Source organism: Streptomyces sp. HUAS YS2 (assembly GCF_033343995.1).
Taxonomy (GTDB): domain Bacteria; phylum Actinomycetota; class Actinomycetes; order Streptomycetales; family Streptomycetaceae; genus Streptomyces; species Streptomyces solicathayae.
The window spans coordinates 6,135,295-6,147,999 of sequence record NZ_CP137573.1 but is presented as its reverse complement, the minus strand read 5'-3'; the positions used below and the strand labels follow the sequence as shown (position 1 = coordinate 6,147,999).

Below are 12,705 nucleotides of genomic sequence, written 5' to 3'. Positions count from 1 at the left end.
AAGCCCGCGCGGAGCGCGGGGTCAGGGCGGGGGGCGGCGTCAGTCGTTCGTGCGGGAGCGGGCCTTGAAGGCGGCCTTGCGGGCCTCCTTCGCGACGCGCTTGTCGCGGTGGAGGCGGCCCATCGCCTCCAGGACCTCCGCCGTCGACGGGTGGTCGACGCGCCACGCGGCGTCGAAGAAGCCGTTGTGGCGGCCCGTCAGGCCCTCGATGAGGTCCTGGAGTTCCTCCAGGTCACCCGCCATCTCCAGCTGTGCGGCGATCGTGTCGACCGCCAGCCAGAAGATCATCGACTCCGGCGGCGCCGGGACGTCCGCCGCGCCCCGCTCGGCCAGCCACACCCGCGCCAGGCCGCCCAGCTCCGCGTCGTCCAGGACCTCCCGCACCGCGGGCTCCGCCTCCGCGCCGACCAGCGACAGCGCCTGCTGGCAGTGCAGCCGCCGCAGCGGCGAGCCCTCGTCCGAGCCGCGCGCCGCGCCCAGCAGTTCCCGCGCCGCCGCCACGGGCTCCCGCCCGGCCAGCCACAGCTCCGTCTCGCCGCGCGCCGCCGCCGACGGGTAGTGGCCGATCCCGTCCAGCAGCGCCTCCGCACCCTTCCCGGACAGGTCACCGACGGCCGGCGCGTCCACGCCGGCCTCCAGCATCCGGGCCCGGATCCCGTACAGGCCGAGCGGCGTCAGCCGGACCATGCCGTACCGGGACACGTCCTCGTCGTCGACGGGCGGCGCGGGCTCCTCGCCCTCCTCCGCCATCAGCGCCTCGTCCACCGGCTGGTACTCGACGAGCCCGATCGGCTCCAGGACCCGGAACTGGTCGTCCAGCCGCATCATCGCCTCGGAGACCTGCTCCAGGACGTCGTCCGTCGGCTCGCCCATGTCGTCGGGCACGATCATCGACGCGGCCAGCGCCGGCAGCGGCACCGGCCCGTCGCCGGCCCCGCCCTCGGTGACCGTCAGCAGGTAGAGGTTGCCGAGCACGCCCTCCAGGAACTCGGCCTCCGCCTGCGGGTCCCAGTCCAGCTTCTCGATGTCGATCTCGCCGTCCTCGCCGAGGATGTCGTCGAGGTCGTCGAAGACCGGCGCGGTCGCGTCCGCGAACACCGCGTCGAAGCCGTCCAGCCACACCGCGAGGACGTCGGCCGGTGAGCCCTTCGTCAGCAGCGCCAGCGACTCACCGGCCGTCACGCCGGTCGCCTCGTCCGCGTCGCCCTCCGGGTCCGAGACCTCCACGAGCCCGGTGTCCACCGCGATCCGCCACGCCTCGCTCGCCCGCGCCGCACCGTCGTCGTCGGCCGTGAGGTCCAACGCCTCGGCGGCAGCGGCCAGTTGCTCGTCCACGAGTTCGCCGCCCGCACCGGTCCGCGTCTCCGGTCCGGCCCAGCGGGCCAGCCGCACGGCCCCGGCCAGCAGCGGCGACGCCAGCGCGGCCCGGGCCAGCTCCGCGTCCGAGTGCAGCCGAACGGGGGGCAGGGTGGGGCGGTCCGATGCCATGTCGGCTCTTCTCCTCGGGGGTGCGGGTCCAGGCGGCCTTCAGCGTAGACGCATTTGCCGGGTCGCCCTGCGGTTCACGGATCCGTCGGCCGCCGTACACCCGCCGACCCTTGACAAGTAGGGCGCTCTGCCAAGAGATTGACGCGCGTAGATCAATCGACCGATCCTCCAAGCGTCTCCGGAGCTCCTTGATGCCTTCGTCCATACCCAGATCCGCCGCGGTCTCCTCCGTCGTCGCCGCCGCGCTCGCCGCGGGCCTGCTCGCCGGTGCGGGCACCGCCTCCGCCGCCGACGTCCGCATCCACGACATCCAGGGCACCACCCGGACCTCCCCGCTCGTCGGGCAGCAGGTCACCGGCGTCACCGGCATCGTCACCGGGGTGCGCACCTACGGCTCGCGCGGCTTCTGGATCCAGGACCCGCAGGGCGACGACGACTCGGCCACCAGCGAGGGCCTGTTCGTGTTCACCAGCTCCGTCCCGACGGTCGCCGTCGGCGACGCGGTGCGGGTCAACGGCACGGTCACCGAGTACGTCCCGGGCGGCCTGAACTCCGGCAACCAGTCGCTGACCCAGCTGTCCCGCCCGACGATCACCGTGCAGTCGTCCGGCAACCCCGTCCCGGCGCCCGTCACCATCGACGAGGAATCGGTCCCCGACGCGTACGCCCCCGAGGGCGCCCCCGCGGCCGGCGGCTCGATCAACGGGTTGACGCTCGACCCCGAGACGTACGCCCTGGACTACTACGAGTCCCTGGAGGGCACGAACGTCCGGATCGGCACCTCCCGCGTGGTCGGCGCGACCGACCCGTACTCCGAGCTGTGGGTCACGGTGAAGCCGTGGGAGAACCGCTCCGAGCGCGGCGGCGCGCTGTACGGCTCGTACACCGCGCAGAACACCGGCCGGCTCCAGATCCAGTCGCTGACGCCGATCGCCCAGCAGCCGTTCCCCACGGCGAACGTCGGCGACGTGCTGGCCGACGGCGCCGAGGGCCCGCTGGACTTCAACCAGTTCGGCGGCTACACGCTGACCGCCCGGAAGCTGGGCACGGTCGTCGACGGCGGCCTGGAGCGCGAGGTCACCGAGCCGCAGCACAAGAACGAGCTGGCGGTGGCGACGTACAACGTCGAGAACCTCGACCCGTCGGACCCGCAGGAGAAGTTCGACGCGCTGGCGAAGGCCGTCGTCGAGAACCTCTCCGCGCCCGACATCGTCGCCCTGGAGGAGATCCAGGACGACAACGGCGCGAAGAACGACGGCACGGTCGGCGCCGAGCAGACGCTGAAGAAGTTCACCGAGGCGATCGTCGCGGCCGGCGGCCCGTCCTACGCGTGGCGTTCGGTCGACCCGGAGAACAACAAGGACGGCGGCGAGCCCGGCGGCAACATCCGTCAGGTCTTCCTGTTCAACCCGCAGCGGGTCGACTTCATCGACCGCCCCGGCGGCGACGCGACGACCGCGACCGGTGTCGTGGAGGGCGCGTACGGCCGCGCGGAGCTGACCCACTCCCCCGGCCGGATCGACCCGGCGAACACCGCCTGGGAGAACAGCCGCAAGCCGCTGGCCGGCGAGTTCGTCTTCCGCGGCCGGACGGTGTTCGTGGTGGCCAACCACTTCGGCTCCAAGGGCGGCGACGAGTCGCTGACCTCGCACCACCAGCCGCCGAACCGTTCCTCCGAGGCGAAGCGACTGCTCCAGGCGCAGGCCGTCAACGCCTTCGTCAAGGACGTACTCGCGGTGCAGAAGCAGGCCGACGTCATCGTCCTCGGCGACATCAACGACTTCGAGTTCTCGGCCACCACCGAGGCGCTGACGGACGGCGGGGCGCTCTACCCGGCGGTGAAGTCGCTGCCCGTCGACGAGCGTTACTCGTACGTCTACCAGGGCAACAGCCAGGTCCTCGACCAGATCCTGACCAGCCCCGGCGTGCACCACTTCGAGTACGACAGCGTGCACATCAACGCCGAGTTCGCCGACCAGAACAGCGACCACGACCCGCAGGTGCTGCGCTTCCGCCCGTAGCGCGGAAGGCCGTCACGCGCCCGCGCTCAGGCTGAGCGCGGGCGCGTAGCGCAGGATCCGGCTGCCGGTCAGCCCGGGAAAGGCGCTCAGCTCCTCCCAGGACGCGGCCGGCTCGCCCTCCTGGGCGACCCACTCCGCGTGGTCCTGCGCGCGCTCCCACTCGGTGTGGTTCAGGACCCGGGGGCTGTCGGTCGACAGGTGGAAGTGCGCGGCGATGCCGCCGCGGGCCTTGCGCCGGTCGCCCGCCAGGGCGGCGGTCGCGCGGTCGATCCAGTCCCGCCGCGGCCCGGGGTCCTGCGTGTCGAAGTGCGTCTCGACGACCACGACGGCGCCCGGCACGGAGTCCGCGGACTCCTCGCTGAGCACGACCGTGCGCGGCGGCTCGTACCGGCGCAGCTCCACCCGCACGATGCCGGGCACCGCGGCGTCGATCTCGTCGTTCCGGTCGTCGCGGAGCCGCCGGAAGTAGTCCTGGTACTCCGCCTCGCCGGTCCACTGCGAGTAGTGCATCAGGGTGTCGCCGTCGTCACCGACGAAGACGCTGTACGAGAGCAGCCCGACGTCCGGCCAGTCCCTGGTCCGCCAGGCGCGGCCGATGGCGTCGACCGCGGCGCGCTGGCGCTCGGGCGTGCCGACGCTCCAGGTGCTGGCCATGACGAGCCCGGTCCCCGGGCGGTGCAGGTCGGGACGGGCGTGCGGGTGGGCGACGGCCTTCATGTGGAGCCTCCTTGTGCGTCGAGGGCTCCAGCCTCCGACCTCGACCGCGCTTGAGGTCAACCCCCTTCGTCGGCGGTCCGTGCGACACTCCCGATCATGATCCTTCGCCCCGCCGCGCGCCCCGAACTCCCCGCCGTGCTCGCCCTGCTCGCCGACGAGGACCGCGTCGTCGACCCCGCCTCGGTGACCGTGACGGAGGCGTACGAGCGGGCCTTCGCCGCCATCTCCGACGACCCGCGCAACGAGATGCTGGTGCTGGTCGACGAGGCGGACCCGGAAGGGACCGTGCTGGGCTGCCTGCAGGCCACCTACATCCCCGGGCTCGGCAAGGGCGGCGCGGAGCGCGCGCTGCTCGAGGCGGTACGGATCCGCGCCGACCGGCGCGGCGGCGGTCTCGGCCGGGAGCTGATGCGCCGGGCGGTGGAGCGGGCCCGCGACCGCGGCTGCGCGCTCGTCCAGCTGACCAGCAACAAGCAGCGGACCGAGGCCCACCGCTTCTACGCCTCGCTCGGCTTCGCGCGCAGCCACGACGGTTTCAAGCTGTTCTTCTGAGCCTCAGCCGAGCAGGTGGCCGCCGCCGTCGACGAGCAGCACCTCGCCGGTGATGTACGAGGCGTGGGCCAGGTCGCAGACCGCCTGGGCGATGTCCTCGGGTCGGCCGACCCGGCGCAGCGGAACCGCCCCCGCCACATGCGCCTTGGCCGCGTCGGCGCCCTCCACCCCGTCGAACCAGGGCGTGTCGACGAAGCCGGGCGCGACGGCGTTGACCCGGACGTCGGGGCCGAGGGTCTTGGCGAGCAGCTTGGTCATGTGGTTCACGGCGGCCTTCGAGACCGCGTACGGGATCGAGCTGCCGCCCGGCCGCACACCGGCCTGCGAGGAGATGTTCACGACGGAGCCGCCGGTCTCCTTCAGGTGCGGGACGGCGGCGGTGATGGTCTGCCAGACGCCGATGACGTTGACGTCGTAGAGGAGCCGCCAGATGTCGGGCGTGGCCGCCTCCAGGTCGTCGTGCGGGATGAACCGGGTGGTGCCGGCGCAGTTGACCAGGACGTCGAGCCGGCCGTACGCCTCCACGGCGGCGGCGACGAGCCCGGCGGCCTGTCGCTCGTCGGAGACGTCCGCCTGCCGGTAGACGGCGTCGGGCAGTTCGGCAGCGAGGGCCTCGCCCGCCTCGACGGACCGCGCGGAGTTGACGACGACCCGGAAGCCGGCCTCGGCGAGCCGGCGGGCGACGGCGGCCCCGATGCCCGAGGACGATCCGGTGACGAGTGCGACGCGTTGTTCGCTCATGCTGTTCTTCTCCATGTCCCCCTGTCGCGCCCGCCCGATCATGCCAGACCCGCCCGACGCTTCACCGTCGCTTACCCCTCACCCCAAGAAGATCTAAGTAGACCTTCACGGTGGTCGGCGCGGAGACTGCCGGGATGAGCACTGAACGCATCGCACCCTTCGGCAAGGCCCTCTGCGCGATGGTGACCCCGTTCGCCGCCGACGGCTCGCTCGACCTGGCCGCCGCCCGCGAACTCGCCGCCCGCCTGGTCACGGAGGGCTGCGACGGACTGGTCCTCAACGGCACCACCGGCGAGTCCCCGACCACCACGGACACCGAGAAGGCGGACCTGATCCGCGCGGTGCGGGAGGCCGTGGGCACCGGTCCGGCGATCGTCTCGGGCGTCGGCACCTCCGACACCCGGCACACCGTCGAACTGGCGCGGCAGGCCGAGGAGGCGGGCGCGGACGGGCTTCTGGTGGTGACGCCGTACTACAGCCGGCCCCCGCAGGCCGCTGTCGAGGCGCACTTCCTGCGGGTGGCGGACGCGGCCGGGGTGCCGGTGATGCTGTACGACATCCCGGGCCGCACCGGGACGCGGATCGAACCGGAGACGATGATCCGGCTGGCCGCGCACCCCCGGATCGTGGCCGTCAAGGACTGCGCGTACGACCTGCTCGGCTCGGCCAAGGTGATCGCGCGGACCTCGCTCGCGTACTACTCCGGCAGCGAGGAGCTGAACCTCCCGCTGTACGCGGTCGGCGGCAGCGGCTTCGTCAGCACGGTGGCGAACGTGGCGCCGCGGGCGATGCGCGCGGTCCTGGACGCCTTCGACAAGGGCGACACGGTGGAGGCCGGCCGGCTCAACGCGCTGACGCTGCCGCTGGTGGAGCGGGCGATGGCGTCCGGTCTGCCGGGCACGGTGACGATGAAGGCGCTGCTCGGCATGCCGGTCCGCGAACCGCTGCAGCCCGCCGACCGGGAGGCGGTCGACGGGCTGCGGGCGGCGTACGAGGAGCTCGTTCAGTCGTACACGTAGGTGGTGCCGAGCACCGCCGCGTGTTCGAGGACGTCCTCGGCCGGGTCGTCGATCTGCCCGGTGTGGATCAGGGCGACGACGGGACCGTTGTGCGAGTCGCGGTGCGTCTCGTCCGCGGAAGCGGCGCCGGCCGGCAGCAGCACGGCCGCCACCACCGTGAGCGCACCGACGATCGTGGGCCTCGTCCTCATGTCGACTCCTCGCCTCGTCCTGCTCGGGTGACTCTGCTTCGCCGTACTAACGCAGAGTCACCCGTGCAGGTCACGCGTGGGCGGGGTCAGTTGTGGCTGTGCAGGATGTCGTTCAGGCCGCCCCAGACCGCGTTGTTCGGGCGGGCCTCGACGGCGCCGGTGACCGAGTTGCGGCGGAACAGGATGTTGGACGCGCCGGACAGGTCACGCGCCTTGACGACCTGACCGTCGGGCATCGTGACGCGGGTGCCGGCGGTCACGTACAGGCCCGCCTCGACGACGCACTCGTCGCCGAGCGCGATGCCGACGCCGGCCTCGGCGCCGATCAGGCAGCGCTCGCCGATGGAGATGACGACGTTGCCGCCGCCGGAGAGGGTGCCCATGGTGGACGCGCCACCGCCGATGTCGGAGCCGTCGCCGACGACGACACCGGCGGAGATCCGGCCCTCGACCATGGAGGTGCCGAGCGTGCCGGCGTTGAAGTTGACGAAGCCCTCGTGCATGACGGTCGTCCCGGCGGCCAGGTGCGCGCCGAGCCGGACGCGGTCGGCGTCGGCGATGCGGACACCGGCGGGGACGACGTAGTCGGTCATCCGCGGGAACTTGTCGATCGAGGTGACCTGGAGGTGCAGGCCCTCGGCGCGCGCGTTGAGCCGCACCTTCTCGATGTCGTCCACGGCGACCGGGCCGAGCGAGGTCCAGGCGACATTGGCGAGCAGCCCGAAGACGCCGTCGAGGCTCTGGCCGTGCGGCTTGACCAGGCGGTGCGAGAGCAGGTGCAGACGCAGGTACGCGTCGTGGGCGTCCAGCGGCTTGTCGTCGAGCGAGGAGATGACCGTCCGTACGGCGACGACCTCGACGCCGCGCCGCGCGTCCACGCCGAGCGCCTTGGCGGCGCCCTCGCCGAGCGCGTTCACGGCGGCGTCGGGCGTCAGCCGCTCGGTGCCGGCCGGGCCGGGCGCGTCGGCGAGCTCGGGGGCGGGGAACCAGGTGTCGAGAACGGTGCCGTCGCCGGCGATGGTGGCGAGGCCGGCGGCGACGGCGCCGGTGGAGCGAGGAGCGGTGTTGTCGGTCATGGGGGAAACCTAACCGGCCCGCCCGCTCACGGGCGAACCGGTCTCAGGTCGCGGTCGGGCGGTTGGCGGTTCCGCCGACCGCGCCCGGCCCCGTTCGGGCGTTCGCCCGGGACGAGGTCCCGGGCGTGCCCCGTCAGGGGCGCTGCCCCGATGCGTCGACGACCGCCGTCTTCGCCAACAGGAACCACTCCTCCACCTGCCCGGCCTCCGTCCGCGGCCCCTTACGGTCGCCCTTCTTCTTCAGGTCGTGCTGCACCGGGACGGTCGCGACGGCCCGCTTGCCGAGGTAGGCGCCGGTCACGGGGTCGATCAGCACCTCGTCGCGCACGCCCTGCGCCTGGGGCTCGTCGTTCTTCCTGCCCACCGCCAGCACCGACCGTCCCAGGGGGTCCATGACGGGGCGCTCGGCCACCGTGACGCCGGGCACGGCCACCAAGGAGCGCAGAATGGTGGCGCGCAGTCGTGGCGTCATTCCGACGGGCTCGGAGAAGAAGGCGCCGAGAGCGTTGAAGTCTCGAGCCGCCTGGTCGCCACCCCTCGACATCCCCTCCTGGTGGATGCGGAGGGCGCGCATGAACGCGTCGGGATCGGTCGGCGCGTTCGCGGCGAAGGCACGGTCCCGCATCTCCGGCTCCTTGTATGCGGGGGTGTTGATCACGCGCAGCTTCCGGTCGCGCGGTAGGCAGGGGCCGCCGTCATCCTTGACCGCCCGCTTCGTGGAGTCGCCGAGGTCCCAGAACTCCATGCGCCAGGCATAAGCCTTCCCCGTCTGCTCTCTGGGGCACAGGCTCCCCTTGAGCAGCGGCTTGAGGACGTCCGGGGTCATGTTCCCGGACGTGCTCACCTCGTCCCGGTAGACCCACTTCTCAGGCGCGACCGAGGCGATCGTCCCCGGGATCTGCGGGTTGTCCTCCAACCGTTCGACGAGCTCCAGCAGCATCGTCGTCCCGTCGGACATCGGCTGGACCGAATGCTCCGACGGCTTCGTCGCCACCTGCGTCGCCAGCACCGCGGCGGCCGTCACGAGCGCTGCGGCGGCTGGGGCGACGATCTTCCAGCGCACCCGCCCCCGCCAACTCGGGTCCCGCCGCGCGGACACGTCGAGGAGGCGTTGCCGGCCGGGGGCGAGGCGGGCATGGTCGGGGGTCGGGGCGTCGGCGCGCAGACCCTGGAGCGTCTTCATCTCATCCATGGGAGGCCTCCGGGGCACTGTCGTGTACGCGGGTGGGATCGGCGTCCCCGAGCGCGCCCCGCAGCGTCCTGCGGGCGCGGTTGAGCCGGGACCTGACCGTCCCGACGGGGATCTCCAGGGCTTCCGCCACCTCCTGGTAGCTGAGGTCGGCCCAGGCGACCAGCAGCAGCGTGTGCCGGTCCCGCGCCGACAGCCGGGCCAGGGCTGCGGCCAGGGGGCCGTGCGCGGCCTGGGCGGCGAGCCGGTCGTCGGCCCGGTCCGACCAGGTCTCGGCGACCGGGTCGTGGCCCGTGCGGGCGAGGGCCTTGAGGGCGCGGACCTCGGTGCGGCGGTGCCGTCCGATGAGATTCGCGGCGATGCCGTACAGCCAGGGCCGGGCCCCGCTGCGCGTCGTGTCGTAGCGATGCCGGATCCGGAAGGCCGTCAGGAAGGTCTCGGCAGTGATGTCGTCGGCCGCCTGGTCACCGAGGCGACGGGTGACGTAGCGGTGTATGTCGGCCGCGTGCCGGTTGTACAACTCGGCGAAGAGCTCGGGCCGTTCGCGTGACGCGGCGACGAGTGCCGCGTCCGCGGGTGCCGGAGGCCCGGTCACGGACGCTCCTGTTCGGTAGTCGGTTGCTGTCACACCCGTTGTTGCCCGCAGAGCCGGAACGGGTTCACGGTTCCCGCGGGGCGAGGACCCGCGACAGCATCTCGCGCGCGTAGCCCTCGTCGTACGCGTCGTCCGTCAGCAGCACCTGGAGGCAGATCCCGTCCATCAGCGCCACGACGGCGCGGGCCGTGGCGGGGTCGGTGCGCGGGGCCAGGAGTCCGGTGACCGCCTCCGTCCATTCGGCGGCGACCGGCCGCAGCGCGGGCCGGCGCAGCGCGGCGAGGTAGAGCTCGTACTCCAGCTCCACGCCGGTGCGTTCGCCGCTCAGCCAGCGGCCCATGAGCCGGGCCAGTTCCGTCGGCAGGTCGGCGGCCGGGGCGGCGAGCGCCGGGTCGTCCCGGAGCAGCCCGGCGAACCCCTCGTTCGCCCGGCGGAGCGCGGCGACGAGGAGTTCGTCGAGGGAGGCGAAGTGGTACGTGGTGGAGCCCAGCGGCACGTCCGCCTCGGCGGCCACCGTGCGGTGGGTGAGCCCGGCGAGGCCGGCCCGGCCGACGACCCGGAGCGCCGCGTCGACGATCCGCCCGCGCCGGTCGGGGTCGTACCGGCGGGCCCGGGCCATCAGTGGGCGCCGCCGAGGTTGATGACGACGCAGCCGACGATGATCAGCGCGATTCCGGCGATCTTCGCCGCGTCCGTCGACTCGCCCATGAACAGGATGCCGATCGCGGCGATGGCGGCGGTGCCGACGCCGGACCAGATCGCGTACGCCGTGCCGACCCCGACGGTCTTCAGGGTCTGCGCCAGCAGGACGAAGGAGATCAGGTAGCCGACGACGGTGATCAGCGAGGGCCAGAACTTCGAGAAGCCCTCGCTGTACTTGAGCGCCGTGGTTCCGGCGACCTCGGCCGCGATGGCGCCGGCCAGTAGTGCGTATCCCATGCGCGGAGCGTACCCGGCGATGTGTACGGGCGTACGCAGCAGGCCCGTGTCCTTGGCATGTCCCCTCCCGATACCGTGTTCCGGTCACCACTCGGGGGCGAGAACAGGACGCAGGGAGCGGGGAAATGTCGCAGAACACGGGGTGGGGTCCGTACGGAGATCCGTACGGGAACCCGCCAGGAGGTCCCGGGGGTCCCGTCGGCCCCGGTGGTCCCGGTGGTCCCGGCACGCCGGGCTGGGGCGGGTGGATGCCGCCGGCGGCGCCGAAGCCCGGGGTGATCCCGCTGAAGCCGCTCACCCTGGGCGAGATCCTGGGCGGCGCCATGTCGACCATCGGGCGGTACAAGGGGCCGGTGTTCGGCCTCACCACGGCGGTCTTCGGCGCGTACCTGGTGGTCGTCTGCCTCGCCGCGGTCGTGGCGATCTCCGCGGTGAGCGACTCGTTCACCACGCTGATCGACACGCTCGACCAGCCCTCCGGCCCCGAGCCGGAGTGGGAGACGATCCAGCCCTTCGTCGTCGCCGTCGTGTGTGTCGCGGCCGTCGCCCTGATCGGGTACGTCCTCGCCGTCTCGATCGTTCAGGCGGCGCTGCTGGCCACCCTCCAGGAAGCGGTCCTCGGCGGGCCGGCGAGCATCGGCTCCGTGTGGCGGCAGGCGCTGCCCCGGGTGCCCGCCCTCATCGGCGCGAGCATCCTCACCGGGCTGATCGGCATGATCCCGGTGCTGTTCGTGCTGTTCGCCCTCGTGATCGGCCTCGTCGGCGCGTCGGCCTCCGCCGCCGGCGACAGCGACGAGGCCGTCGGCGCCTTCCTGGTGTTCGGCGTGGTCGCAGCCCTGCTGGCGGTCGTCCCGACGGTCTGGCTCTACGTGAAGTTCAGCCTGGCCCCCGCGGCCGTCGTCTTCGAGAAGCAGGGGCCGGTGGGGGCGCTGCGCCGCTCCTCGCGGCTGGTGCGCGGGCGCTGGTGGCCGGTCTTCGGCATCTCGCTGCTGGCCGCCCTGATGGCCGGAGTGGTGGCCGGGGTGATCCAGCAGATCCTCAGCATGATCGGGATGTTCCCCGCCATGGCCGCCGCCTCGGACCTCGGCGACCACCCGGAGCTCTCGGAGATCCTTTCGGTCTTCTCCGTCTATCTCGTGATCACCCTGGTGGGCCAGCTGATCGGCTACCTCATCCAGACCACGTTCCCGCCCCTGGTCAACGGCCTCCTCTACGTCGACCAGAGGATCCGCAACGAGAACCTCGCCCAGGTCCTGGCCGAGAGCGCGGGGCTGCCCCCGCAGCCGCCCGGCAGCTTCTGAGCACGGGAGAGCACCCTGAGCACGGCGAGAGGGCCGCACCCCGGTGGGGTGCGGCCCTCTCGCACGGAGCGGTCAGACGTTGAAGCCGAGCGCGCGCAGCTGCTCGCGGCCGTCGTCGGTGATCTTGTCCGGGCCCCACGGCGGCATCCAGACCCAGTTGATCCGCAGCTCGTTGACGATGCCGTCGGTCGCCGCCTTCGCCTGGTCCTCGATCACGTCGGTCAGCGGACAGGCCGCCGACGTCAGCGTCATGTCGAGCGTCGCGATGTTCGCGTCGTCGATGTGGATGCCGTAGATCAGGCCCAGGTTGACCACGTCGATGCCCAGCTCGGGGTCGACGACGTCGTACAGCGCCTCACGGACTTCTTCCTCGGAGGCCGGCTTCATCGTGGCCTCGGCGTTCTCGGTCATGCCGTCTTCCTCTCCGCGTCGCCCAGCGCCTGGGCCGTCGCGTCCTTCCACGCCATCCAGCTGAGCAGCGCGCACTTCACCCGGGCCGGGTACTTCGAGACACCGGCGAACGCGACCGCGTCCTCCAGGATCTCCTCCATCGCGTCGTCCGGCTCGATCTGGCCCTTGGACTGCATCAGCTCCAGGAAGGTGCCCTGGATCTTCTGCGCCTCGGCCAGCTCCTTGCCGACGAGCAGCTCGTTCAGGACGGACGCCGAGGCCTGGCTGATGGAGCAGCCCTGGCCCTCGTACGACACGTCCTCGATGCGCGAGCCGTCGTACTTCACGCGGAGCGTGATCTCGTCGCCGCACGTGGGGTTGACGTGGTGCACCTCGGCATCGCCGTCCCGCAGACCGCGCCCGTGCGGGTGCTTGTAGTGGTCCAGGATGACGTCCTGGTACATCGAATCCAGCTTCACGAGCCGT

General features: G+C 72.3%; 15 protein-coding genes. 4 read left to right on the top strand and 11 right to left on the bottom strand.

Annotated features, from left to right (window positions below; translation table 11 throughout):
• Positions 1-39 precede the first annotated feature (39 nt).
• The gene (locus tag R2D22_RS28450) at positions 40-1,488 is read right to left on the bottom strand and encodes a hypothetical protein (RefSeq protein ID WP_318107546.1); all 1,449 of its coding nucleotides are present in this window, start codon (positions 1,486-1,488) and stop codon (positions 40-42) included.
• A 191-nt stretch (positions 1,489-1,679) separates the two neighbouring features.
• Here R2D22_RS28450 and R2D22_RS28445 point away from each other — a divergent pair, with 191 nt between their 5' ends.
• The gene (locus R2D22_RS28445; RefSeq protein ID WP_318107545.1) at positions 1,680-3,509 is read left to right on the top strand and encodes an endonuclease/exonuclease/phosphatase family protein; all 1,830 of its coding nucleotides are present in this window, start codon (positions 1,680-1,682) and stop codon (positions 3,507-3,509) included.
• A 12-nt stretch (positions 3,510-3,521) separates the two neighbouring features.
• On the opposite strand, the gene R2D22_RS28440 is transcribed toward R2D22_RS28445, so the two are convergent.
• Positions 3,522-4,226, bottom strand: a complete 705-nt coding sequence (locus R2D22_RS28440) for an antibiotic biosynthesis monooxygenase (RefSeq protein ID WP_318107544.1) — start codon at positions 4,224-4,226, stop codon at positions 3,522-3,524.
• Positions 4,227-4,322: 96 nt separating this feature from the next.
• On the opposite strand from R2D22_RS28440, the gene R2D22_RS28435 reads away from it, so the two are divergent.
• Entirely contained in the window at positions 4,323-4,778 is a 456-nt protein-coding gene (locus R2D22_RS28435) for a GNAT family N-acetyltransferase (protein ID WP_318107543.1), read from the top strand.
• Positions 4,779-4,781: 3 nt separating this feature from the next.
• Here the strand turns inward: R2D22_RS28435 and R2D22_RS28430 are convergent, their stop codons facing one another.
• Complete coding sequence (locus R2D22_RS28430) at positions 4,782-5,519, bottom strand: SDR family NAD(P)-dependent oxidoreductase (RefSeq protein ID WP_318107542.1); 738 nt, start codon at positions 5,517-5,519, stop codon at positions 4,782-4,784.
• Positions 5,520-5,653: 134 nt separating this feature from the next.
• Here R2D22_RS28430 and dapA point away from each other — a divergent pair, with 134 nt between their 5' ends.
• Complete coding sequence (gene dapA / locus R2D22_RS28425) at positions 5,654-6,538, top strand: 4-hydroxy-tetrahydrodipicolinate synthase (RefSeq protein WP_318107541.1); 885 nt, start codon at positions 5,654-5,656, stop codon at positions 6,536-6,538.
• Here the strand turns inward: dapA and R2D22_RS28420 are convergent.
• The 6 genes from R2D22_RS28420 to R2D22_RS28395 all read right to left on the bottom strand — a co-directional run bounded on the left by R2D22_RS28420 (position 6,523) and on the right by R2D22_RS28395 (position 10,528).
• Positions 6,523-6,729, bottom strand: a complete 207-nt coding sequence (locus R2D22_RS28420; RefSeq protein WP_318107540.1) for a hypothetical protein — start codon at positions 6,727-6,729, stop codon at positions 6,523-6,525. The genes dapA and R2D22_RS28420 overlap by 16 nt on opposite strands.
• An 86-nt stretch (positions 6,730-6,815) precedes the next feature.
• The gene (dapD, locus tag R2D22_RS28415) at positions 6,816-7,805 is read right to left on the bottom strand and encodes a 2,3,4,5-tetrahydropyridine-2,6-dicarboxylate N-succinyltransferase (RefSeq protein ID WP_318107539.1); all 990 of its coding nucleotides are present in this window, start codon (positions 7,803-7,805) and stop codon (positions 6,816-6,818) included.
• Between the two features lie 133 nt (positions 7,806-7,938).
• On the bottom strand, positions 7,939-8,997 hold the full coding sequence (locus tag R2D22_RS28410) for a CU044_5270 family protein (protein ID WP_318107538.1): 1,059 nt from the start codon (positions 8,995-8,997) through the stop codon (positions 7,939-7,941).
• Complete coding sequence (locus tag R2D22_RS28405) at positions 8,990-9,589, bottom strand: RNA polymerase sigma factor (RefSeq protein ID WP_318107537.1); 600 nt, start codon at positions 9,587-9,589, stop codon at positions 8,990-8,992. Before R2D22_RS28405 ends, R2D22_RS28410 begins: the two co-directional genes overlap by 8 nt.
• Positions 9,590-9,653: 64 nt before the next feature.
• Positions 9,654-10,208, bottom strand: a complete 555-nt coding sequence (locus R2D22_RS28400; RefSeq protein WP_318107536.1) for a TetR/AcrR family transcriptional regulator — start codon at positions 10,206-10,208, stop codon at positions 9,654-9,656.
• Entirely contained in the window at positions 10,208-10,528 is a 321-nt protein-coding gene (locus tag R2D22_RS28395; RefSeq protein WP_318107535.1) for a DMT family transporter, read from the bottom strand. The genes R2D22_RS28400 and R2D22_RS28395 overlap by 1 nt, the downstream gene beginning before the upstream one ends.
• A gap of 275 nt (positions 10,529-10,803) precedes the next feature.
• Here R2D22_RS28395 and R2D22_RS28390 point away from each other — a divergent pair, with 275 nt between their 5' ends.
• Complete coding sequence (locus R2D22_RS28390) at positions 10,804-11,829, top strand: DUF7847 domain-containing protein (protein ID WP_318107534.1); 1,026 nt, start codon at positions 10,804-10,806, stop codon at positions 11,827-11,829.
• 72 nt (positions 11,830-11,901) lie between these two features.
• Here R2D22_RS28390 and R2D22_RS28385 read toward each other — a convergent pair whose 3' ends face one another.
• Both R2D22_RS28385 and sufU read right to left on the bottom strand, forming a co-directional pair.
• Positions 11,902-12,240, bottom strand: a complete 339-nt coding sequence (locus R2D22_RS28385; protein WP_318107533.1) for a metal-sulfur cluster assembly factor — start codon at positions 12,238-12,240, stop codon at positions 11,902-11,904.
• Positions 12,237-12,698, bottom strand: coding sequence for a Fe-S cluster assembly sulfur transfer protein SufU (gene sufU / locus R2D22_RS28380; RefSeq protein WP_318107532.1), 462 nt, complete (start codon positions 12,696-12,698; stop codon positions 12,237-12,239). Before sufU ends, R2D22_RS28385 begins: the two co-directional genes overlap by 4 nt.
• Positions 12,699-12,705: the final 7 nt, after the last annotated feature.